Source organism: Pseudomonas sp. LAMO17WK12:I10, assembly GCF_900215185.1.
Lineage (GTDB): Bacteria > Pseudomonadota > Gammaproteobacteria > Pseudomonadales > Pseudomonadaceae > Aquipseudomonas > Aquipseudomonas chlororaphis.
This window is the reverse complement of record NZ_OBDX01000012.1, coordinates 12,853-35,243: the sequence shown is the minus strand read 5'-3', so window position 1 is coordinate 35,243 and position 22,391 is coordinate 12,853. Positions and strand designations below refer to the sequence as shown.

The 22,391-nt window shown below is 62.8% G+C and carries 25 protein-coding genes; 16 read left to right on the top strand and 9 right to left on the bottom strand.

The genetic code is table 11. The features are described 5' to 3' along the window. Positions 1-52 precede the first annotated feature (52 nt). On the bottom strand, positions 53-2,197 hold the full coding sequence (gene dinG / locus CRO75_RS14765; protein ID WP_097136441.1) for an ATP-dependent DNA helicase DinG: 2,145 nt from the start codon (positions 2,195-2,197) through the stop codon (positions 53-55). 99 nt (positions 2,198-2,296) lie between these two features. On the opposite strand from dinG, the gene CRO75_RS14760 reads away from it, so the two are divergent. Further along, positions 2,297-2,761 (top strand): DUF2269 family protein, encoded by a 465-nt coding sequence (locus CRO75_RS14760; protein ID WP_087089239.1) that lies wholly within the window; start codon positions 2,297-2,299, stop codon positions 2,759-2,761. A gap of 118 nt (positions 2,762-2,879) precedes the next feature. Here the strand turns inward: CRO75_RS14760 and CRO75_RS14755 are convergent, their stop codons facing one another. The 4 genes from CRO75_RS14755 to CRO75_RS14740 all read right to left on the bottom strand — a co-directional run bounded on the left by CRO75_RS14755 (position 2,880) and on the right by CRO75_RS14740 (position 5,546). After that, on the bottom strand, positions 2,880-3,638 hold the full coding sequence (locus tag CRO75_RS14755; RefSeq protein WP_097136439.1) for a hypothetical protein: 759 nt from the start codon (positions 3,636-3,638) through the stop codon (positions 2,880-2,882). Next, on the bottom strand, positions 3,631-3,909 hold the full coding sequence (locus tag CRO75_RS14750) for a DUF1145 domain-containing protein (RefSeq protein WP_085529995.1): 279 nt from the start codon (positions 3,907-3,909) through the stop codon (positions 3,631-3,633). The genes CRO75_RS14755 and CRO75_RS14750 overlap by 8 nt, the downstream gene beginning before the upstream one ends. Positions 3,910-4,025: 116 nt before the next feature. Beyond that, positions 4,026-4,751, bottom strand: a complete 726-nt coding sequence (locus tag CRO75_RS14745) for an OmpA family protein (protein ID WP_097136437.1) — start codon at positions 4,749-4,751, stop codon at positions 4,026-4,028. A 102-nt stretch (positions 4,752-4,853) separates the two neighbouring features. Beyond that, the gene (locus tag CRO75_RS14740; protein WP_097136435.1) at positions 4,854-5,546 is read right to left on the bottom strand and encodes an OmpA family protein; all 693 of its coding nucleotides are present in this window, start codon (positions 5,544-5,546) and stop codon (positions 4,854-4,856) included. A gap of 195 nt (positions 5,547-5,741) precedes the next feature. On the opposite strand from CRO75_RS14740, the gene CRO75_RS14735 reads away from it, so the two are divergent. From CRO75_RS14735 to CRO75_RS14720, 4 genes are all read left to right on the top strand, one after another. Continuing rightward, on the top strand, positions 5,742-6,239 hold the full coding sequence (locus CRO75_RS14735; protein ID WP_007923053.1) for a DUF6231 family protein: 498 nt from the start codon (positions 5,742-5,744) through the stop codon (positions 6,237-6,239). A gap of 4 nt (positions 6,240-6,243) precedes the next feature. Then, positions 6,244-6,720: a YchJ family protein gene (locus CRO75_RS14730; RefSeq protein WP_097136433.1), complete on the top strand. Its 477-nt coding sequence runs from the start codon at positions 6,244-6,246 to the stop codon at positions 6,718-6,720. A gap of 73 nt (positions 6,721-6,793) precedes the next feature. After that, a complete protein-coding gene (locus CRO75_RS14725; protein ID WP_097136431.1) occupies positions 6,794-7,288 on the top strand; it encodes an LEA type 2 family protein in 495 nt (164 codons plus the stop codon). Then, positions 7,285-7,485, top strand: a complete 201-nt coding sequence (locus tag CRO75_RS14720) for an SEC-C metal-binding domain-containing protein (protein WP_007923047.1) — start codon at positions 7,285-7,287, stop codon at positions 7,483-7,485. Before CRO75_RS14725 ends, CRO75_RS14720 begins: the two co-directional genes overlap by 4 nt. Positions 7,486-7,593: 108 nt before the next feature. Here the strand turns inward: CRO75_RS14720 and CRO75_RS14715 are convergent, their stop codons facing one another. Further along, a complete protein-coding gene (locus CRO75_RS14715; RefSeq protein ID WP_097136430.1) occupies positions 7,594-8,154 on the bottom strand; it encodes a cysteine hydrolase family protein in 561 nt (186 codons plus the stop codon). Positions 8,155-8,301: 147 nt separating this feature from the next. Here CRO75_RS14715 and CRO75_RS14710 point away from each other — a divergent pair, with 147 nt between their 5' ends. The 7 genes from CRO75_RS14710 (at position 8,302) to CRO75_RS14680 (ending at position 16,065) form a co-directional block, all read left to right on the top strand. Beyond that, on the top strand, positions 8,302-8,946 hold the full coding sequence (locus tag CRO75_RS14710; protein ID WP_097136428.1) for a glutathione binding-like protein: 645 nt from the start codon (positions 8,302-8,304) through the stop codon (positions 8,944-8,946). Between the two features lie 184 nt (positions 8,947-9,130). Continuing rightward, a complete protein-coding gene (locus CRO75_RS14705) occupies positions 9,131-11,554 on the top strand; it encodes a penicillin acylase family protein (RefSeq protein ID WP_097136426.1) in 2,424 nt (807 codons plus the stop codon). 319 nt (positions 11,555-11,873) lie between these two features. After that, entirely contained in the window at positions 11,874-12,656 is a 783-nt protein-coding gene (locus CRO75_RS14700; protein ID WP_053277706.1) for a transporter substrate-binding domain-containing protein, read from the top strand. Between the two features lie 56 nt (positions 12,657-12,712). Continuing rightward, positions 12,713-13,441, top strand: a complete 729-nt coding sequence (locus tag CRO75_RS14695) for an ABC transporter permease (RefSeq protein WP_097136424.1) — start codon at positions 12,713-12,715, stop codon at positions 13,439-13,441. Continuing rightward, positions 13,438-14,148 carry an ABC transporter permease gene (locus tag CRO75_RS14690; RefSeq protein WP_097136423.1) on the top strand — a complete coding sequence of 237 codons (711 nt, stop codon included), beginning with the start codon at positions 13,438-13,440 and terminating at the stop codon, positions 14,146-14,148. Before CRO75_RS14695 ends, CRO75_RS14690 begins: the two co-directional genes overlap by 4 nt. Before the next feature lie 20 nt (positions 14,149-14,168). Further along, positions 14,169-15,287, top strand: coding sequence for a succinylglutamate desuccinylase/aspartoacylase family protein (locus tag CRO75_RS14685; protein ID WP_097136421.1), 1,119 nt, complete (start codon positions 14,169-14,171; stop codon positions 15,285-15,287). Positions 15,288-15,300: 13 nt separating this feature from the next. Further along, positions 15,301-16,065, top strand: coding sequence for an ATP-binding cassette domain-containing protein (locus CRO75_RS14680; protein ID WP_097136420.1), 765 nt, complete (start codon positions 15,301-15,303; stop codon positions 16,063-16,065). A 77-nt stretch (positions 16,066-16,142) separates the two neighbouring features. On the opposite strand, the gene CRO75_RS14675 is transcribed toward CRO75_RS14680, so the two are convergent. Continuing rightward, complete coding sequence (locus CRO75_RS14675; RefSeq protein WP_007923905.1) at positions 16,143-16,349, bottom strand: hypothetical protein; 207 nt, start codon at positions 16,347-16,349, stop codon at positions 16,143-16,145. 105 nt (positions 16,350-16,454) lie between these two features. After that, positions 16,455-17,021 (bottom strand): dCTP deaminase, encoded by a 567-nt coding sequence (gene dcd, locus CRO75_RS14670; protein WP_007923906.1) that lies wholly within the window; start codon positions 17,019-17,021, stop codon positions 16,455-16,457. Between the two features lie 352 nt (positions 17,022-17,373). Here dcd and CRO75_RS14665 point away from each other — a divergent pair, with 352 nt between their 5' ends. Together CRO75_RS14665 and CRO75_RS14660 are read left to right on the top strand one after the other, a co-directional pair. Further along, positions 17,374-17,583 carry a cold-shock protein gene (locus CRO75_RS14665; protein WP_002554837.1) on the top strand — a complete coding sequence of 70 codons (210 nt, stop codon included), beginning with the start codon at positions 17,374-17,376 and terminating at the stop codon, positions 17,581-17,583. 160 nt (positions 17,584-17,743) lie between these two features. After that, complete coding sequence (locus tag CRO75_RS14660; RefSeq protein WP_239990586.1) at positions 17,744-19,126, top strand: toxin-antitoxin system YwqK family antitoxin; 1,383 nt, start codon at positions 17,744-17,746, stop codon at positions 19,124-19,126. A gap of 105 nt (positions 19,127-19,231) precedes the next feature. On the opposite strand, the gene CRO75_RS14655 is transcribed toward CRO75_RS14660, so the two are convergent. Then, the gene (locus CRO75_RS14655) at positions 19,232-20,239 is read right to left on the bottom strand and encodes a DUF481 domain-containing protein (RefSeq protein WP_097136416.1); all 1,008 of its coding nucleotides are present in this window, start codon (positions 20,237-20,239) and stop codon (positions 19,232-19,234) included. A 164-nt stretch (positions 20,240-20,403) separates the two neighbouring features. Between CRO75_RS14655 and CRO75_RS14650 the strand changes: the two genes are divergently transcribed. Together CRO75_RS14650 and CRO75_RS14645 are read left to right on the top strand one after the other, a co-directional pair. Continuing rightward, the gene (locus CRO75_RS14650; protein ID WP_097136414.1) at positions 20,404-20,757 is read left to right on the top strand and encodes an MGMT family protein; all 354 of its coding nucleotides are present in this window, start codon (positions 20,404-20,406) and stop codon (positions 20,755-20,757) included. 44 nt (positions 20,758-20,801) lie between these two features. Continuing rightward, a complete protein-coding gene (locus CRO75_RS14645) occupies positions 20,802-22,379 on the top strand; it encodes an AmpG family muropeptide MFS transporter (protein WP_097136412.1) in 1,578 nt (525 codons plus the stop codon). Positions 22,380-22,391: the final 12 nt, after the last annotated feature.

Sequence of the window (22,391 nt, the reverse complement as noted above, 5' to 3'; positions counted from 1 at the left end):
AATCAGAGGGATATGCAATGGACAACGCGACCGGCCCACAGGCCGGCCGCGCTCAGGAAATTTCCCGGCGGAACGGCGGCAACGCATTGAGAATAGCCTTGCCATAACGCTGGGTGACCAGGCGCCGGTCCAGCAGGGTGATGGTGCCGCGGTCCTGTTCGGTACGCAGCAGGCGACCGCAGGCCTGGACCAGCTTGAGCGAGGCGTCCGGCACCGAGATTTCCATGAACGGGTTGCCGCCCCTGGCTTCGATCCACTCGGCCAGCGCGGCCTCCACCGGATCGTCCGGCACCGAGAACGGGATCTTGGCGATCACCACGTGCTCGCAGTAGGCGCCGGGCAGGTCCACACCCTCGGCAAAACTGGCCAGGCCGAACAGCACGCTGGAATCGCCGCCATCGACCCGCGCCTTGTGCTTGTTCAGTGTTTCCTGTTTCGACAGGTTGCCTTGAATGAACACCTGCTTGCGCCAGTCGCGATCGAGGCCGTCGAACACGTCTTGCATCTGCTTGCGCGACGAGAACAGCACCAGGGTGCCCCGCGAGCCCTCCACCAGCTCCGGCAGGTCGCGGATGATCGCCGCGGTGTGGGCCGGCGCATCCCGTGGGTCGGCGCGCAGGTCGGGGACGCGCAGCACCCCGGCGTCGGCGTGATGGAAGGGGCTGGGCACCACCGCCGTCACGGCCTTTTTCGGCAGCCCGGCACGCATGCGGAAGCGATCGAAGCTGCCCAGGGCGGTCAGGGTGGCGGAGGTCACGAGCGCGCCATAGGCCACGTTCCACAGGTTGCGACGGAGCATTTCCGCGGCGAGGATCGGGCTGGCGTTGACCTCGATGTCGAACAGCGAGCCGCTTTCCGCCAGGGTCAGCCAGCGTGCCATCGGCGGATTGTCTTCCGGGTCTTCGGTGGTGAAGGCAGTCCACAGTTCCCAGTTGCCCGAGGCGCGCGACAGCAGGCTGCCGAATAGCGGGTACCACTCTTCGGCCTGGTTGCTGGCGATGCCGATATTGACCTCGCCGTCCATGCCTTCCTTGAGCAGGTCGGTCAGGCGGGTGAACAGGTCGGTCAGGCGCGAGAAGCCTTTTTTCAGCTCGATGCCCATTTCGCGCATATGGTCGGGGATCAGCCCGCCGACAAAACGGTGGCGCGGCCGCTCGCGGCCCTCCATGTCTTCGCCGGTCTTGAAGTCGGCCAGTTGTTCGCAGGCGGTGAACATGAACTGCTGCTGGGTCTTGATCTCCCGCGCCAGCTCCGGCACCTGCTCGATCAGCTTGCCCAGATCGCCCGGCAACGGGTGCTGGGCCAGCAGCTTGGTGAGGTTCTTGGCGGTCTGCTCCAGCCAGTCGGCGGTGGAACGCAAGCGAGTGTAATGGGCGAAGTGGCCGATGGCCTTGTCCGGCAGGTGGTGGCCTTCGTCGAACACATAGAGGGTGTCGCGCGGGTCCGGCAACACCGCGCCGCCGCCCAGGGCCAGGTCGGCCAGGACCATGTCGTGGTTGGTGACGATCACGTCGACCTTGCCCATGCCTTCGCGGGCCTTGTAGAAGGCGCACTGGCCGAAGTTCGGGCAATGGCGGTTGGTGCACTGGCTATGGTCGGTGGTCAGGCGCGCCCAGTCAGAGTCTTCCAGGGCGGTGGGCCAGCTGTCGCGGTCACCGTCCCATTTATTGCCGGCGAGCTTCTCGATCATGCTGGTAAACAGCTTCTGGCTGACCTCGTCGACCTCGATCTTGAAGCCTTCTTCTTCGAACAGCTGGGCGGTGGCGGTTTGCGCGTGGCCTTCCTGCAGCAGCATGTCGAGCTTGGACAGGCACATGTAGCGGCCACGGCCCTTGGCCAGGGAGAAGGTGAAGTTCAGCCCGCTGTTGCGCATCAGGTCGGGCAGGTCCTTGTAGACGATCTGCTCCTGCAGGGCGACGGTGGCGGTGGCGATCACCAGGCGCTTGCCGGCGGCCTTGGCGGTCGGGATCGCGGCCAGGCTGTAGGCCACGGTCTTGCCGGTACCGGTGCCCGCCTCCACGGCCACCACAGCCGGGTCGCCAGAACGCCGGCCTTCGTCGTCGGTATCGACATCGCCCAGGACCTTGGCCACTTCGGCGATCATCAGGCGCTGGCCGTAACGCGGTTTCAGGCTCTTGGCTTCGAGAAAACGCGAGTAGGCGCCCTGGATCGTGGTTTTGAGTTCGTTGCTGATCATGGTTCTTCGGGCGCGAGAAACGCTGGATAAATTTTCAGTGGTTCGGATCGGCCGCTATCATACCCCGCTAATTCATCCCGCGCAGAACGGAGTACCCGAATGACAGCCTTTGCCCTTGCCTACACCCTGCATGTCCTGGCCGCCCTGGTCTGGGTCGGCGGCATGTTTTTCGCCTGGATGGTGCTGCGCCCCGCGGCGGTGGCGGCCCTTGAAGGGCCGGCGCGATTGAAGCTGTGGGCAGAAGTGTTCCCACGGTTTTTCGTCTGGGTCTGGGTCGCGGTGGTGCTGTTGCCGATCAGCGGCGTCGGCCTGATCCACCTGCGTTTCAGCGGCTTCGAGACCGCGCCGCGTTATGTGCAGGTGATGATGGGCCTGTATGTGGTGATGACCGCGCTGTTTATCCGGATCCAGTCGTTGCAGCTGCCAGCGCTGCGTCAGGCGGTGGCGGCCGAGGACTGGCCGACGGGGGCCACGACCCTGGGCAATATTCGGAAATTGGTGGGGATCAATCTGATCATTGGTCTGTTGTTGGTGGCGGTGGCGGCGGCCCGGCCGATGTTCTAAAAGCCGATACCGGAAAAAGCATCGCGGGCAAGCCTCGCGCCTACAGACAGCACAATGGTGTAGGAGCGAGGCTTGCCCGCGATAGCGTCAGAGTCAGCAGCGCCTGTTCGAAGGCCGCCTACAGGCGTTGCACGGTTACCGAACCCGCGGGGCCTGCCGGCCCTGCATGGCCTTCGGCACCAGGACGGCCGCTCTTGCCACCGTCGGCGCGATAGACGAAGCAGCCTTTGGACTTGCCCCCGGCCCCGGGTTTGCCGCCCGCACCGGCCGGACCGCCGGCCCCACCATCGACTAAGACCTTGATCTGCTCCGCCGGGTAATCCCGCGGTAGTTCGACCCGCACCTGGGCGCCCGCCGCTCCCGGCTGGCCATCACCGCCATTGTCGCCATCGGCGCCACGCCCGGCCTGGCCCCAGGTGCAACCCGGCTCCTCGCCGTTGGCGCCATCGAGGCCGACATAACCCGGCGCGCCGGTGCCGCCGCGCGCATCCACCGAGAGCTCCCCGGCCTGCAGCGAGGTGATGCGCAGCGTCAGGTTGCGTCCGGGCTTGGCCGCCTTCTCATAGGTCCCCGGAGCCCCGCGAGAGGTGATCTGGCTGCCGGCCTCCAGATCGGCATGGTCGATGTCCAGTTGCAGGCTTTGTTCAGCCGGAACGATAGCGATCCGCGCCTCGCGCCCCAGACGCAACTCGCCGACCTTGACCTCGGTGACCGTGGACGGAATCAGCAAGGTGCCGTAGTCGGCCACTTCCAGGCGCTCCAGTTGCAGGCTGCTGGTGGTGTTGGGCAGGCGCATCAGGGAGTGGGTCTCGACTGTCACCACCTGGGCCAAAACCTGCGGGCTGCACAGTACCGCGAGCAGGCAGAGCTTACGCATGGCCGACCTCCGCGGGCTTCGCCGCCTTGAAGGTCTGCAGGTGGAAAATGCCGGTCAGGAGAATCTGCAGGCGATCGCGCCAAGGGTGGGCACGGCCCTTGAGACTGCCGTTGAACAGCAGCAGCTCCATCAGGTGGGTCAGCAGCAACAGGCTGCCTGCCAGATTGAGCAACAGATGAATCGGATTGATCAGCGGGCTGACCAGATTAAATAGCACCAGCAACCAGAACAGCAGCGTCAACAGCTTGCCCAGCCCCCAAAACACCTTCATATGCCCCCCTTGCGAATTTTTCTTTGCGCGCACAGTAACGACTTCGGCGAGGGATAAGCCAGAGGGCGGCGAAAATTCTCCCGCCGCCCCTGCCAAGCCGCCCTGGCGCCTGGTGCTCAACGCTGAATATGCAACTCCACCCGGCGGTTCTGCGCCCGCCCTTCTTCGGTGTCATTATCAGCGACCGGCTCGCTCTCGCCCTTGCCCTGGCTGGTCAGTTTGTCCGGCGTCAGGCCCTGGCTCAGGAGGAAGGCGACGACGCTGCTGGCGCGGCGTTCGGAGAGTTTCTGGTTGTATTCATCCGTCCCCTGGCTGTCGGTGTGACCGATGACCTTGATGCTCTGCACGTCGGCGCCCTGCAGCTTGGCCAGCAGCCCTTGCAACTGGTTTTGGGCTTCGGGGGTCAGCTGCGCCGAGTCGAAGGCAAACAGCACATCGCCCTGATCGCTGAGGGTTATCACCTCGGATTGCGCCGCCGGCTCGGCTGCCGGAGGTGTCGCAGCCGGGTATTGCGGCAGCGGACAGCCGCGGTTGTCGACAGGGGTATTGGCCGGGGTGTCCGGGCAACGGTCACGGCGGTCGAACACGCCGTCATCGTCCTTGTCACCATCCTGGGCGTAGCAGATCAAGCCGCCGGTCACCAGGCCGAGTGCCGCGCCACCCGCGGCCCAGCCACCGCTTTCAATGGCGCCCAGGCCGCCGCCCACCAGGCCGCCGAGCAGGCTACAGACTGGCCACGTACGCTGGTTGAGGGGGGCAGTGCCGTCGCTGTGGGTAGCACAGCCTGTGAGCAGGCTGCCGAGCAGTAGAACCGGCAAGGCGGCTCGCGAGAGAAGACTCATCATGAATGCTCCTGTGTCACCGGCCCATACCGGTCACACAGGAGTAAAGACCCGCATGGGCGGCTGCACAAGCCGCCCATGCCAGGCAATCACGCCGGGCAATCAGCGGTTGATTTTGATTTCCGTGCGACGGTTCATCGCCCGGCCGTCGGCGGTCTTGTTATCCGCGACCGGCTGGCTCTCGCCGGCCCCGACGACCGAAACGAAACTGCTGCGGGGTACGCCCGCGCTGATCAGGTACTCGGTCACCGAGCGCGCGCGCTTTTCCGAGAGACGCTGGTTGTAGGTATCGCTGCCCACGCTGTCGGTGTACCCGGTCACCCGCAGTTGCGCACTTGGCGCTTCCTGCTTCAGGCGCGTGGCGATGGTGTCGAGCTTGGCCTTGTCGGCAGCGGTCAGCCTGGCCGAATCGAACTCGAAGTGCACATCACGAATGACAATGGTCTCTTCCTTGACCACCACCGCTTCCTCGACCACCGCCACAGGCTCTGGCGGGCAACCGTTGGCGTCCACCTGCACGCCTTTAGGCGTGCCTGGGCACTTGTCGCGACTGTCCGGCACGCCATCGCCGTCTTCGTCGCCATCACCGTGCACCCAGCAATAACCGGCCGCGACACCAGCCCCCAGCAAGGCGCCGTAGCCTGCCCAGGACGAGCTTTCAATCGCACCCAACGCGGCCCCGCCGACGCCCCCGACAGCGGCGCAGGTCGGCCAGTCGGTTTTCTGCAAACCTGCGCAACCAGTCAACACACTGGTTAGCAGAACCAAGGGTAATGCTGTCCGAACTATGCTCATCTAGTTATCTCCTGAGGGAATCGGCTTAGAACCGATTGGGGGAGTAAAGACCTGGCTTTAAATCTCCGCCAGCATCAGGCTGGCGGGCTTTGCCCCTGGATTTCCCCTGGATCGGCTGTCATTTCAGACAAAACGGCTCTAGGCCCGCGGGTCCGGGCAGGCTAGTCTTTGCCACTCAAAGAGTGAGGAACTTCGATGACCGCAGGTATTTCTTCGCGCACGCCCCAGCAGGCCCTGGCCGCCCTGCTCGATCGCTACGCCCCGCAACAGCTGCTGCTGATCGGCGCCAGCGGGTTTCCGGCCCTGGAGGCGTTTCGCCAGGCGCACCCCGAAACCGTCATTGCCCAGACCGCGCCCGGCCCCTTGCCGGCGGAACTGGCGGCGCGCCGTTTCGACCTGGCGCTGGCGGTCGACTGCCTGGAGCATCTGCCCAAGCGCGACGGCCTGAACCTGCTCGGCGGCATCCGCAACCTCAACGCCAGCCGCATCGCGGTACTGGCTGACCTGAATGCCTGCGGCTGGCAGGAGACCGACTTTTTCTCCCTGGCCCTGCAGGCCAGCGAACGTTTCCAGCGCGACGAACAGGTCCTGACCCTGTTCACCTACGATCTGCTTGAATACAAACAAGTGCCCGACTGGCTCAATTCCAGGTTCTGGGCGAATCCGGAAAACTTCGGAAAGTACTGGTGGTAATGCAATGAGTACCTCTATTTGTCCCTGCGGCAGCGGCAACCTGCTGGATGCCTGCTGCGGCCACTACCACGCCGGCCACCCCGCGCCCTGCGCCGAGGCTCTGATGCGCTCGCGCTACAGCGCCTACGTGCTGGGCCTGGTGGATTATCTGGTGGCCACCACGCTGCCGGCGCAACAGAGCGGCCTGGACCGCCAGTCCATCGGCGACTGGAGCGCGCAAAGCACCTGGCTGGGCCTGGAAGTCGAAAGCTCGGAAGTCTTCGGCGGCCAACCGGAGCATGCCTTCGTCACTTTCACCGCGCGCTGGCACGACAGCCAGGGCGAACACAGCCATCGCGAACGCTCATCCTTCGTGCAGAACAGCGGGCACTGGTATTTCATCGACCCGACCGTGCAACTCAAGGCCGGTCGCAACGACGCCTGCCCCTGCGCCAGCGGGCAGAAATTCAAGAAGTGCTGCGCCAGCTACTTCGCCAGCTGAATACCCGCCCCTGAGCCTGTCCTCGCGTGCGCTCCATGGTTGCTAGACTGGGAGCTCAAACGGAGTAACCCCCATGGTCGTTCAGCTGCGTGCACTACGGACCCTCGGACTGCTCACGGTGCTGGCGCTTTCGGGTTGCGCCTCGTGGTTCGTCGACGACACCCTCGACCCGCAGGTGCACCTGGTCAAGGTCGAGGTGATCAAGGCTAATTTGCTGGAGCAGCGCCTGCTCTTGCACTTTCGGGTCGACAACCCCAACGATGCCGACCTGACCGTCCGCGCCCTGGAATACCGGGTTCATCTCGGCGACGTGTTGCTGGCGGAGGGGGAACATGAACACTGGTTCACCATCAGCCCCAAGCACAGCGCCTACTTCCAGGTCCCCGTGCGCACCAACCTGTGGCCGCAGATACGCCAGGTGGTGAAATGGCTGAAGGAACCGCAGCAACCAATCCCCTATCGCCTGGACGGTTTGCTGGAAACCGGATTATTCATCGGCCATGACGTGCACCTGGCGCGCAAAGGCGAGATAATTCCCGCCGATTTTATTCCGGAGCAACCTCGATGACCCAGCAACCCCATGTCCATGGCCCTGACTGCAACCACGATCATGACCACCACGATCACGACCACGGCCATGTTCACGGTCCGCATTGCAACCACGCTCACCAGGAGCCGGTGCGCAACGCCTTGAAAGATGTCGGCCGCAACGACCCTTGCCCATGTGGCAGCAGCAAGAAATTCAAGAAGTGCCACGGCGCCTGATGGCGTGACGCCCGGCCTTTATCTTCTGTAGGAGCGAAGCTTGCTCGCGATGCAGGCGCCTCGGACCTTGCGGTGCCAAGACGTTCTGATCGCGAGCAAGCTTCTCTCCTATAAGGGCGAGTGAAGGATCTGCCTGGTCGTGGTCACCGTCGCGTACTCGCCATGCAGATTGCCCAGCGACATGGCATGCACCTCCTCGGCGCTGTGGGCCTGGCCGAAAAAGTCGGCCTTGTCAAAGGTGTAGCAGGCATCCTCCACCACCCAGGTATCGAACCCCAGGTTGCCGGCGGTCCGCGCCGTCGACTCCACCGAGTTGTGGGTCGCCACGCCGACGATCACCAGCTGGCCGATCCCGGCCTTACGTAAATCGGCCTCCAGGATCGTGGCGCAGAAGGCATCCGGCACTTGCTTCTGGATCACCGCCTCAGTGCCCAGCGGCATGAACCGCTGCTGAAACTCCACTCCCGACTGCCCCGGCCAGAACACCGACTGCTCGCCGCGGGACAGGTGCTGCACATGGATCAACGGCCGCGCCGTCTGGCGCCAGTAAGCCAGCAACTCGGCGATGCGTTCCTCGGCCTCGGGGTTGTTACGCCGCCCGAGCCGGGGATGCAGGATGCCCTGTTGCTGATCGATCAGGATCAGCGCCGCATTGGTCTGAAGCTCCATGCTAACTTTTCTCACGCTGGGTCATTGAATTCCACGCACTTCAACATCACCTCTCCCGACAGGCAAGCCGTCGAATGTAGACCGGACCACCGAATACCGCTGTTTGCTGTCCGTAGCAGAATGTCCTTCGTTTACCTGGAGAGCTCCATGATCGATCTGTATTACTGGACCACCCCCAACGGCCACAAGATTTCCCTGTTCCTCGAGGAAACCGGCCTGCCCTACAGCGTGCACCCGGTCAATATTGGCCAGGGCGAGCAGTTCAAGCCCGAGTTCCTGAAGATCGCGCCGAACAACCGGATCCCCGCCATCGTCGACCATCAGCCGGCCGACGGCGGCGCCCCGCTGTCGCTGTTCGAGTCCGGGGCGATTCTGCTGTACCTGGCGGAAAAGACCGGGCAGTTCCTGCCCAGGGACCTGCGTGGCCGCCAGGAAGCCCTGCAGTGGCTGTTCTGGCAGATGGGCGGCCTGGGGCCGATGGCCGGGCAGAACCACCATTTCAGCCAGTTCGCCCCGGAGAAGATCCCCTACGCGATCAAACGCTACGTCGATGAAACCGCGCGCTTGTACGGGGTGCTGGACCGGCGCCTGGCGGACCGGGATTTCGTCGCTGGCAGCGAATACAGCATTGCCGACATGGCGATTTATCCGTGGATCGTGTCCCACAAGTGGCAAAGCCAGAACCTGGAAGACTTCCCCAACCTGCACCGCTGGTTCAACCGCATCCTCGATCGCCCGGCGACCGCGCGCGCCTACGCCATCGCCGCCCGTATCAACCCGCCCAAATCCTGAGGCCCGACAGCCCATCGCCGGCCGGAAAACCCCGGTGACTGCTCCGCTTCGGGCAGCCACCGGGCGGCCGGCGCGGGCTATTTATCCGGCAACGCAGAAATACTCTCGGCCCCCGCTTGCGCGGCACTCGCCTGCTCACTAACGTAGCGCCTTTATCGACGCTACCCCCCGCAGGAGCTTTGCCATGGCCTCGCCAGCCTTCTCACATTTTCTTCCCCGGTTCGGCGTTGCCGCGGCAGTGGCCGGCGTTCTCAGCCTGGCCGGTTGCCAGTCATGGAACACCCAGGACAGCCTGCCGCCGACCTCCGGCGTGCAACCGCTCAAGGGCCTGGCCCAGAACGTTTCGGTGCGGCGTAATGCCATGGGCATGCCGCTGATCGAAAGCAACACCTTCCACGATGCGTTGTTCGCCCTGGGTTACGTGCACGCCAGCGACCGGATCAACCAGATGGTGACCCTGCGCCTGCTGGCCCAGGGCCGGCTGGCCGAGATGTCCGGCGCCGATGCGCTGGACGTCGACCGCTACATGCGCGCGGTCAACCTGAAGAACCGTGCCGGCGAGCTGTACAAGGCCTCGTCCCCACGGATCAAGCGCTTCTTCGAGGTTTACGCCCGCGGGGTCAACGCCTACCTGTTCCGCTACCGCGACAAGCTGCCGCCGGACCTGGCCGCCACCGGCTACAAGCCCGAATACTGGAAACCGGAAGATTCGGCGCTGATTTTCTGCCTGTTGAACTTCAGCCAGTCGGCCAACCTGCCGGAAGAAATCAACGCCCTGGTGCTGGCGCAGAAAGTCGGCGCCGACAAGCTCGCCTGGCTGACCCCGAGCTACCCGGACGAAGCGCTGCCGCTGGCCGAGAGCGACAAACTCAAGGGCCTCAACCTGAATGTCCCGGGCCTGAGCGAAATCAGCAGCGCCGCCGGCAAGCTCGGCGAACTCAACCCGCTGAGCGTGGCCGGTGCCAGCAACTGGGCCATCGCGCCACAGCGCAGCCGCAGCGGCAGAAGCCTGCTGGCCGCCGACAGCCACTCGCCGGCGTGGAACCTGGTGCAGATCCGCGCGCCCAAGTACCAGGCCGCGGGCGCTTCGATCGCCGGCCTGCCGATGATCGTCCAGGGCTTCAACGGCCAGGTGGCCTGGAGCATGACCTCGGTCGCCGGCGACAACCAGGACCTGTTCCTGGAAAAACTCAAGCGCCAGGGCAATGCGCTGTATTACGAAGCCAACGGCAAATGGCTGCCGGCCGTGGTGCGCAACGAAACCTACTTCGTCAAAGGCCAGCGGCCGATTCGCGAGGCGGTCTATGAAACCCGTCACGGCGCCCTGCTTAACAGCTCGAGCAACCTCAACGCCGGCTACGGCCTGGCCCTGCAACAGCCGGACCTCGCGGACGACAAGAGCCTGGATGCGTTCTTCGACCTGACGCGGGCGCAAAACGTGGAACGGGCCTCCGACGCCAGCCGCGAGATTCGCGCCATCGGCCTGAACATGCTGTTCGCCGATGCCAGCCATATCGGCTGGCAGGTCACCGGCCGCTTCCCCAACCGCCGTGAAGGCGAAGGCCTGCTGCCATCGCCGGGCTGGGAAGGCCGTTACGACTGGGACGGTTATGCCGACCCGATGCTCCACCCCTATGACCAGGACCCGGCCCAGGGCTGGCTGGGCACCGCCAACCAGCGGATCATTCCCCACGGTTATGGCATGCAGCTGTCCAACTCCTGGTACTACCCCGAGCGTGGCGAACGCCTGGCCGAGCTGGCCGGCAGCGGCAAGCACGACGGGCGCAGCATGATCGCCATGCAGTACGACCAAACCACTCCCTTCGCCGCCAAGCTGAAGAAGATGTTCGAAGCCCCCGGCATGGCGCAGCCCCTGAAGAAAGCCATCGACGCCCTGCCCGAAGCAGACCGCAGCAAGGCCCGCGAGGCCTACAGCCGCCTGATGGCGTTCGACGGCAAACTCAGCCCGGTGTCGGCCGATGCGGCGATCTATGAGCTGTTCCTGCAGGAAAGCGCCCGGCAGATCTTCCTCGACAAACTGGGCCCGGAGTCCAGCCCGGCCTGGAAAGCCCTGGTGGCCAACGGCGCGCTGTCCTATTCGGCCCAGGCCGATCACCTGCTGGGCCAGGAAGACAGCCCGTTCTGGGATGACAGCCGCACCCCGCAGAAAGAAGACAAGCCGGCTATCCTCGCCCGCAGCCTGGCCGCCGCCATCAACGCAGGTGAAAGCCAGCTGGGTGGCGATCGCCGGGCCTGGCAGTGGGGCAAGCTGCACAGCTACAACTGGAAGAACGCCAGTGGCCAGGTGATTCGCGGGCCGCTGCCGGCCGGTGGCGATCACAGCACCCTGAACAGTTCGCCGTACCGCTGGGGCCAGGACTTCAATGTGACCCAGGCGCCGGCGCTACGGCTGATCGTCGACTTCAGCCAGAGCGAACCGCTGAGCGTGATGAACAGCAGCGGCCAGTCCGGCAACCCGGCCAGCCCGAACTACCTGAACGGCATCGACGCCTGGCTCAAGGGCCAGTACCTGAGCTTGCCGCTGCAACCGCAGAACTTCGACCGCCTCTACGGCAAGACCCGCCTGACCCTGGCGCCAGGCAAGTAATACCGGCCAGCCCGCCCCTCTGCACAAGGGGCGGGCTGGCGCCCGGTAACGCCTCACCCCCCTCGCTGATCCCTCCCAGCCACGCTCTCGGCAGCCACGCCCTTTCCTGCCCGAAATCTCTCACGCGCCCTATTGATGCAAGGCCTTGCGCACGCTCTTTTTTGGGGCGCTGCCGACCCATGACAGGCTCTCGCACCACCTTTTAAAACACTTGTTCGGGACTCTGGTTCGGAAATTGCTACTTTCATTGAGTCTGACGCTTTGCAGTAACAGTACTAATGCGCCACAAGCGCTCATATTGGTTTTTAGGGATTGAATAATGAAAAAAGCATTGCTGACCCTTTCTGCACTGGCTCTCTGCATGGCCGCCGGTTCCGCGCTGGCCAAGGAATACAAGGAACTGCGCTTCGGCGTTGACCCGTCCTACGCACCTTTTGAATCCAAGGCCGCCGATGGCAGCCTGGTCGGCTTCGACATCGATCTGGGCAATGCCATCTGTGCCGAACTGAAGGTCAAGTGCAAATGGGTCGAAAGCGACTTCGACGGCATGATCCCGGGCCTCAAAGCCAATAAATTCGACGGCGTGATCTCATCCATGACCGTCACCCCGGCCCGCGAGAAAGTCATCGACTTCTCCAACGAACTGTTCTCCGGCCCGACCTCCTTCGTGTTCAAGAAAGGTTCCGGCCTGACCGAAGACACCGCCTCGCTCAAGGGCAAGACTGTCGGCTACGAGCAGGGCACCATCCAGGAAGCCTACGCCAAGGCCGTGCTGGACAAGGCCGGAGTGAAAACCCAGGCCTACCAGAACCAGGACCAGGTGTATGCCGACCTGATCTCCGGGCGTCTCGATGCCTCGATCCAGGACATGCTGCAAGCCGAACTGGGCTTCCTGAAGTCGCCACAAGGCGCCGACTACGAAGTGAGCAAACCGGTGGACAGCCCGCTGCTGCCGGCCAAGACAGCTGTCGGTATCTCGAAAGGTAACAAAGAGCTCAAGGCGCTTCTGGATAAAGGTATCAAAGCGTTACACGACGATGGCACCTACGCCACCATTCAGAAAAAGCACTTTGGCGATCTGAATCTCTACAGCGGTAAATAAGGTCCTGGCGCCCATCCTCGATGGGCGCCTTTTTTATCGCCACAGGTCTCTGATTTATGTTCGAAGAACTTCTGCAAACCCTTGGGCTTTCCGCCTTCAGCCTCAAGGGGTTCGGTCCGTTGTTGCTGGAAGGCACCTGGATGACCATCAAACTCTCGGTATTGTCGCTGTTACTCAGTGTCCTGCTCGGCCTGCTCGGCGCCAGCGCCAAACTCTCGCGGCTGGGCCTGCTGCGCCTGCCCGCCCAGCTCTACACCACGCTGATCCGCGGCGTACCGGACCTGGTGCTGATGCTGCTGATTTTCTACAGCCTGCAAACCTGGCTGACCACCTTCACCAACTTCATGGAATGGGAATACATCGAGATCGACCCGTTCAGCGCCGGGGTCATCACCCTGGGCTTCATTTATGGGGCGTACTTCACCGAAACCTTCCGTGGCGCCATTCTTGCCGTGCCGCGCGGACAGATAGAAGCCGCCACCGCCTACGGCCTCAAGCGCGGCCAGCGTTTTCGCTTCGTGGTGTTTCCGCAGATGATGCGTTTTGCCCTGCCGGGCATCGGCAATAACTGGATGGTGATGCTCAAGGCCACCGCGCTGGTGTCCATCATCGGCCTGGCCGACCTGGTCAAGGCGGCCCAGGATGCCGGCAAGAGTACCTATCAACTGTTCTACTTCCTGGTGCTGGCAGCCTTGATCTACCTGGTCATCACCAGCGCCTCCAACGTCGTCCTGCGCTGGCTCGAACGCCATTATGCCGCGGGCTCGCGGGAGGCGGTGCGATGATCGAGCTCCTGCAGGAATACTGGAAACCCTTCCTCTACAGCGACGGCTACAACATCACCGGCCTGGCCATGACCATGTGGCTACTCAGCGCCTCGATCTTCATCGGTTTCCTGGTGTCGATCCCGCTGTCCATCGCCCGGGTCTCGCCCAAGCTCTACCTACGCTGGCCGGTGCAGTTCTACACCTACCTGTTTCGCGGCACGCCGCTCTATATCCAGTTGCTGATCTGCTACACCGGGATCTACAGCATCGCCGCGATCCGCGCCCAGCCCATGCTCGATGCGTTCTTTCGCGACGCGATGAACTGCACCATCCTCGCCTTCGCCCTGAACACCTGCGCCTACACCACGGAGATTTTCGCCGGGGCGATCCGCAGCATGGCCCACGGCGAGGTCGAGGCGGCCAAGGCCTACGGCCTCAGCGGCTGGAAGCTGTACGCCTATGTGATCATGCCGTCGGCCCTGCGCCGCTCGCTGCCCTACTACAGCAACGAAGTGATCCTGATGCTGCACTCGACCACCGTGGCCTTCACCGCGACCATCCCGGATGTGCTGAAAGTCGCCCGCGACGCCAACTCGGCCACCTTCATGACCTTCGAGTCCTTCGGCATCGCCGCGCTGATCTACCTCACCGTGACCTTCGCCCTGGTCGGCCTGTTTCGCCTCGCCGAACGCCGCTGGCTGGCCTTCCTCGGGCCGACTCACTAGAACAAGGCAAATCATCATCCATGCGCCAACAGACTCATGATCTGCTCGCCCCGCTGCCGGGGACCTCGCGCCAGATCCACAGCTTTCACTTCGGCCCCGAGCAGGCCGAAGGCAAGGTCTACATCCAGTCGTCGCTGCACGCCGATGAACTGCCGGGCATGCTCGTGGCCTGGCACCTCAAGGCACGCCTGGCGGAACTGGAGGCCCAGGGCCGCCTGCGCAGCGAAATCGTCCTGGTGCCAGTGGCCAACCCGGCCGGCCTGGAACAGGTGCTGATGGACGTGCCGCTGGGCCGCTACGAACTGGAAAGCGGGCAGAACTTCAATCGCTGGTTCCTCGACCTCGGCGAAGAGGTCGGCAACGACATCGAAGGCCAACTGGGCGACGATCCGCGACATAACCGTGAAATCATCCGCGCCAGCCTGCGCAGCGCCCTCGCGCGGCAGACCGCCGGCACCCAGTTGCAGTCCCAGCGCCTGGCCCTGCAGCGCCTGGCCTGCGACGCGGACATGGTGCTGGACCTGCATTGCGATTTCGAAGCCGTGGCCCATCTGTACACCACACCCGAGGCCTGGCCGCAGGTCGAACCGCTGGCCCGCTACATCGGCTCGCAAGCTTGCCTGCTGGCCACCGATTCCGGCGGCCAGTCGTTCGACGAATGCTTCACCCTGCTCTGGTGGCAATTGCAGCAGCGTTTCGGCGAGCGCTTCGTCATTCCCCACGGCAGCTTCTCGGTCACCGTCGAGCTGCGCGGCCAGGGCGACGTCAACCACGACCTGGCCAGCCGGGATTGCCAAGCCATACTGGATTATCTGAGCCATTTCGGCGCTATCGGCGGCGAGGCTCCGCCCATGCCCGAGCTGCCCTACCCGGCCACCCCGCTGGCCGGCGTGGAACCGGTGGCCACGCCCGTGGGCGGCCTGCTGGTGTTCACCGCCCTGCCCGGGGAGTACCTGGAAGCCGGGCAACAGGTGGCCGAAGTCATCGACCCGATCAACGATCGCGTCACCCCCATTCATTGCAGCTGCGCCGGCCTGCTCTATGCCCGCTCGCTGCGCCGCATGGCCACCGCCGGCATGGTGATCGCCCATGTCGCCGGCCGCGAAGCCTATCGCAGCGGCTACCTACTTTCGCCTTGAGGATGCATGCCCCATGTACAAACTGACCATTGAAGGCCTGCATAAATGCTACGGCGACAATGAAGTGCTCAAAGGTGTTTCGCTCAAGGCGAAGACCGGCGACGTCATCAGCCTGATCGGCGCCAGCGGCTCGGGCAAAAGTACCTTTCTGCGCTGCATCAACTTCCTGGAAACCCCGGACGACGGCGCCATGAGCCTGGACGACCAGCCGATCCGCATGGTCAAGGACCGCCATGGCATGCACGTGGCCGACGCCGACGAGCTGCAACGGATTCGCACCCGCCTGGCCATGGTGTTCCAGCATTTCAACCTGTGGAGCCACATGACGGTGCTGGAGAACATCACCATGGCGCCGCGCCGGGTGCTGGGGATCAGCAAGAAGGACGCCGAAGACCGCGCCCGGCGCTACCTGGACAAGGTCGGCCTGCCCGCCCGCGTGGCCGGCCAGTACCCGGCCTTTCTCTCCGGTGGCCAGCAACAGCGGGTGGCAATTGCCCGGGCTCTGGCGATGGAGCCGGAAGTGATGCTGTTCGACGAACCCACCTCGGCCCTCGATCCGGAGCTGGTGGGCGAAGTGCTCAAGGTGATCCAGGGCCTGGCCGAGGAAGGCCGGACCATGATCATGGTCACCCATGAAATGAGCTTCGCCCGCAAGGTGTCGAGCCAGGTGCTGTTCCTGCACAAGGGCCTGGTGGAAGAGGAAGGCGCGCCGGAAGAGGTGTTGGGCAATCCGAAGAGCGAACGCTTGCAGCAGTTCCTCAGCGGTAACCTGAAGTAGGCCAGGCGCCGCTATGGACAAAGGCCAGCCCGCCGATGGAGTCCGGCGGGCTGGCCTTTTTTATGGGTTGGCGTCAATCAGGCCACAGGAGCGGGAGGCGGTTCGTCCGGCAAGGTTGGTTCGCCAGGTTCGGTCGGCTCGGCGGGTTGTGGGGTGTCCGGGTCGGGTTGACCGGGAATGCCGCCTGCCGCGCTGGGGTGCGCCAGCAATGACCAGGCCAGGACGCCGACCTGATTGGGCTCAAGTCTGGCAAGTGTGGCGCTTATAAGCGGATCGATCTTCATGGGGCACTCCTGAGCTAAGCACGGTCCGCTGTGCGCAAACCGGGGCAGTCTCTGGTTAGAGTATCTGCCCGCTGAGGAATTCCCGCTATTTGTCAGATGAACGACTCAGGTACGCGGCAGGGTCACGCCACGCTGGCCCTGGTATTTGCCGCCACGGTCCTTGTAGGACACTTCGCACTCTTCGTCGGACTCCAGGAATAGCATCTGCGCCACGCCTTCGTTGGCGTAGATCTTCGCCGGCAAGGTGGTGGTGTTGGAGAACTCCAGCGTCACATGACCTTCCCACTCAGGCTCGAGGGGAGTGACGTTGACGATGATGCCGCAACGGGCGTAGGTGCTTTTACCCAGGCAGATGGTCAGCACGTTGCGCGGAATGCGGAAGTACTCGACCGTGCGGGCCAGGGCGAAGGAGTTCGGCGGAATGATGCACACGTCGCTCTTGATATCGACGAAGCTGCCGGCGTCGAAGTTTTTCGGATCGACGGTGGCCGAATTGATATTGGTGAACACCTTGAACTCATCGGCGCAACGCACATCGTAGCCGTAGCTCGACACACCGAAGGAAATCAGCCGCTCCGCGCCTTCGCCGCGCATCTGGCGCTCCACGAAAGGCTCGATCATGCCGTGCTCTTGCGCCATGCGGCGAATCCACTTGTCCGATTTGATGCTCATGGCGGGTGTCCTGAAATAGCGAGGTGGAAAAATTCTGTCCGGCATCTTACCGGGGTGCGCCTGCGGGTTCAAAGTCTGGGCCGCTTTTCTCGCTGAAAGCCGCAATACTTGCGGGCTGGAAGGTATGTACGGCACCGCCAGTCACTAAAAGCGCGAATCCATCGCAAAGAACATTGGCAGGTTCCGGAAAAAGGGTTAAGGTGGCGCCACTGTGCTGCTTGTGTCACTGAGAATCTCTACACGATGTTGAATTTCGATCCAACCATCTCCAAGAATTTTTCCTGCTCTTTGCACTCAGTCTCGGCCAGGGCTTTTCCTGAGTCGCAGTTAACTTTGTCCAAGGAGATACACCATGTCTAATCGCCAAACCGGTACCGTTAAGTGGTTCAACGATGAAAAAGGCTTCGGCTTCATCACTCCACAATCCGGTGACGACCTGTTCGTACACTTCAAAGCTATCCAATCCGACGGCTTCAAAAGCCTGAAAGAAGGCCAACAGGTTTCTTTCATCGCTACCCGCGGTCAGAAAGGCATGCAAGCTGAAGAAGTTCAAGTTATCTAACTTGTACTGAAACAGTAAAAAGCCCCGCCCTCAAAGCGGGGCTTTTTTGTGCCCGGATGTTTTTGCTTAATGGCACCCAGGCTATATGATCCGCCCCCTCGGACAATCATATGGAAACTGCAGGATGCCGTTCAGACACCGGAAGTTGTTGAGCGCAGCGGTGCTCACACTCGCCCTCCCTCTCGCACTCAACGCCACACCTCGCCCCGACCATCCAACGATCATCGTCGGCATGGACAGCGGCGCCAGCTACATTGCCAAGGACTCGCAACAACAACCCGAGTTGCGACGCGCGGTACTGCTGGAGCTTTCCAGCGCCCATCGTTGCGGCAGCAACGAGGTTTACCTCACCCCTGAATCCTCAGGCATCCCCGCTGAGTCGTTCGGCCAGGCCCTGGAAGAAATCCAGCAACTGATCGATGACCAGACCCCACTCCTGCTGACCCTCTCGGACTGCGACGGAAAACGAGCCTTTTTCGAAAAGGTCCGGCCCTGCACCGCCCAGGAATGCGGCGAGCTGACTGCATCCCTGGTCGACGGCAAGCTCTACCTCGACGAGCGTTATGCGCCGACGGGCCAAGGCCAGGCCTCGTACTTCCTGACGATGCCGATGAGCTACGACAAGCGGCAAAAAGCCTGGAACGCGAAAATCTTCTACGTCGAATCAGGCACCCTGCGCCGGGACTATTTCGTCAGCGCCGAGGACTTCGTTTCGGGCAAGGCCGTTCATGCCTCGAAAACCTACTATCCGGACGGCCAGGTCCGCCACAGCGCTGCCTATGACCTCAATGGCAAACGCCAGGGAGAGGCGCTGACCTACTCCGAGAGCGGTGTCGTGGTTAAACGCTCGAACTATCGGGACGGTCTCCTCGAGGGCTGGCAGAGCACCTACCACGACAATGGCAAAGTCGCCGAGTCCTACAACTGGCGCCAGGGCAAACGCGTCGACGGCGAATACCTGGAATACGACGAGAACGGCAAGCGGGTCGGGCGCATCACCTACCGGGCGAATCTGCCGGACGGCCCGATCACCAGCTATTACCCGGATGGCAAGATCAAAGACAGCGGACAGTTCGCTGCCGGCAAGAAAGTCGGCCCCAGCCCGTCCTATTACCCTGACGGCACACTGGAAAGCACCGTCGATTACGTGGACAACCAGCCCGTGGGCTGGCAAATCCAGTACCACCCCAACGGCAAGGTAAAACAGAAGCAATTCAACGACGAACACGGCACCCAGCGCAGTTATGCCCTCTGGAACGAACAGGGCGTGCAGACGCTTCAGTGGCAATGGGATGAACAGCACCGCGAGCAGGGCGACTTCAAGGCCTGGTACGACAACGGCCAGCTCAAGGAGCACAAGGTCTACAAGGACGCGAAACTCGAAGGCCCCGCCGTCACCTGGTACGACAGCGGTCAGATGGAATCATCTACCGATTACCTGAATGGCAAAGAGCATGGCAGGATGCGCCTCTGGAACGAGGACGGCAGCCTGCAGAGCGAATGCCAGTACCAGACAGGCGCCCGTCAAGGTGCATGCAGTTGAGCCGGGCATAACGCAGCGCTATTGAGACAGCCCTCTTCCCGCAGCCAAACAAAAAAGTCCCGCCGGTGCAAACCGCGGGACTTCTTCATTTCAAGGCCTGCGAGCTTACCAGGCGACGCCAAACCCCGCGGTATAACGGGTCTTGTTGAGATCGCTGTCCTTGGTGCCACTGATGATGTCCCGTTCGGCCTTGAGGTTGAGCGACGCCCACTCCGTGACCTTGTAGCGCAGGCCGATCTCGGCATCCAGGGCGTAATCGGCAATATTGGACAGCGGCCGCCCCACCTCGCCATTGGTAAACAGCTCGACCCGCTTGCCAATCAGGTAACGGTTGTAGTCCCACTTCATGGCCAGGGAATAAAAGTTGTCTTTGCCACCATCCTTGTACTCGTAGTCGGTGCGGTTGAGCAGCGAACCCAGGGAGAACGCCCCCAATTCGTTATCCCAGAACTGGTAACCCGGACCGCTACCCACCACGCGCTGGCGAGCCAAATCCTCGACCTTGTCACGCTTGTAGTTCAACCGCCCCTGCCAGAACCATTTATCGGTGAGGAAGCGGTCCAGTGCGTATTCGCCGCGCCAGTTGTCGGTGGTGACCACATCGTTCTGGAATTCGCGGTTGTACTCGCCTTCCGCCGTGTGCCGCCATTTGCCGTGGCGCGCCGAGGTCTTGAAGTCGATGTCGTAGTCGTCGGTGTCCTTTTCCGCCCGCTGATAATCCAGCGCCATGTCGACATTGCCCTTCCACACCAGATCCTCGACCACCGGCTTGGGCTTCATGATCTGCTGGATGCTCGCCAGCTCGACAGTCTTCGGCGCCTCGCCATTGGCCAGGGTGACCTTGCCGTCTTCCGCCGCGTGCAGGGACTTGGCCTTCTCGCCGGTGTAGGCATCCTGCTTGACCAGCAGTTCCTGATCGCTCTCCAGCGTCTTGACCTGCTTCCAGTCGATCGGGATGGCCCCGGCATACTCGGTCTGGATCAATAACTTGCCACCGTCGAACACTTTGATCTTGCCGCTCAGACGGTCACCGTTCTTCAACCAGACGGTATCGGCGAGCAAAGGCGTGGCGGTACTGAAAACGGCAAGGCACAGCAGGGTTCTGGACAACATAAACAGATACAAGGCTCGAGTTCGCGAAAAAAACCGGCATTATCCACATGAATAAAACCTCAGGTAGGGACTGACTCGACTATCTATAGTGAGTTCAATTCTCAATTGTTAATAAACCCTTTGTCCTACAGACGGTTTACAGGCCTGCATCAGGAAACCCGAACGTGATCGAACCGCTCGACGCCGACCAAAGCCCCGCCGAAATCCGACGCACGGCGCTCTACCTGACCCTGGCCCAGATCCCGGAAGGCAAGGTAGTCAGCTATGGGCAACTGGCGGAAATGGCGGGCCTGGGTCGCGCGGCGCGCTGGGTGGGACGCACCCTCAGCCAGTTGCCCGCCGACACCACCCTGCCCTGGCACCGCGTACTGGGCGCGGGCGGGCGCATCAGCCTGCCCGTGGGCAGCGCTTCGGGCGACGAACAGCGCGCGCGACTGCGTATGGAAGGTGTCTCGATCCTGAACAATCGTGTGGATATTCGGCGCCATGGCTGGCGTCCGGTAGAGCACAGCGGTTAGAGTGCGCGCTTTGTTTCCGTAATTCTTGAGGCAGACTCCAGCCCATGCCCCGTAAAACCTGGCGCGCCGCGCTCGCCGCCTATGCCAGCCCCTCGACGCTCGTGCTGTTGCTGCTTGGTTTCGCCGCCGGCCTGCCCTACATGCTGGTGTTTTCGACACTTTCAGTCTGGTTGCGCGAAGCTGGTGTGGCTCGCGAAACTATTGGCTACGCCAGCCTGATCGGTCTGGCCTACGCCTTCAAATGGGTCTGGTCGCCCTTACTCGACCAATGGCGCCTGCCCCTGTTGGGCAAGCTCGGGCGCCGCCGCTCCTGGCTGGTCCTGTCGCAATCGCTGGTGCTGCTCGGGCTGATCGGCATGGGGTTCTGCGATCCGCAAAAGCACCTGTCCTGGCTGATCGCCATCGCCGTTATCGTCGCCTTCGCCTCTGCCACCCAGGACATCGCGGTGGACGCCTACCGCCTGGAAATCGCCGAAGACAGCCGCCAAGCCGCCCTGGCCGCCGCCTATATGTCCGGCTACCGCGTCGCCGCCCTGCTGGCCACCGCTGGCGCCCTGTTCTTCGCCGAAGGTTTCGGCTCCACCGGTTTCAGCTATAAACACGCAGCCTGGACCGGCACCTACGTGCTGTTCGGTGTGCTGATGATCCCGGCCCTGCTGACCACCCTGTTCATGCGCGAACCGCCGGTGCCGCTGCGCACCCAGCTGTCGGCCGGGCGCTACAGTTTCGTGCATCAGCTGGTGTCGGTATTCGTGCTGATCGTGCTGTTGGTGTCCGTGCCGGCGATGTTCACCCAGCTGTACAACACCGACTTCGCCAGCGTGCTGTTCGAAGGCGCCAGCCTGCTGGACCTGCTACTGGAAGACCGGGCGTTCCTGCGCGCCATTCTCTACATCATCCTGACCTCGCTGTGCCTGTCGGCCATGGGCCGCCGCGGCCTGGCCCCGGTGCTGACGCCGGTCAATGACTTCATCCTGCGCTACCGCTGGCAAGCCCTGCTGCTGCTGGGCCTGATCGCCACCTATCGGATGTCGGACACCGTGATGGGCGTGATGGCCAACGTGTTCTACATCGACCAGGGCTTCACCAAGGACCAGATCGCCAGTGTCAGCAAGATTTTCGGCCTGATCATGACCCTGGTCGGCGCCGGCATGGGAGGCCTGCTGATCGTGCGCTTCGGCATCCTGCCGATTCTGTTCATCGGCGGCGCCGCCTCGGCCGCGACCAACCTGCTGTTCCTGATGCTGGCCGACATGGGCCCCAACCTGCAGATGCTGGTGGTGACCATTTCCCTGGACAACTTCAGCTCGGGCCTGGCCACCTCGGCCTTCGTCGCCTACCTGTCGAGCCTGACCAACCTGAAATTCTCGGCGACCCAGTACGCCCTGCTCAGCTCGATCATGCTGCTGTTGCCGCGCCTGATCGGCGGTTATTCGGGGGTCATGGTGGAGAAGTTCGGCTATCACAACTTCTTCCTGATCACCGCCCTGCTCGGCGTGCCGACCCTGGTCCTGATCGCCCTGCACTGGTTCCAGGAAAGCCGCCGCGCCGAACCGCCACAAGCGCCCGAAGCCACACCGCCGGCCACGCCACCCGCTACAGCTGTCAGCGAAGAACCCTAGGAAACCCCGGAG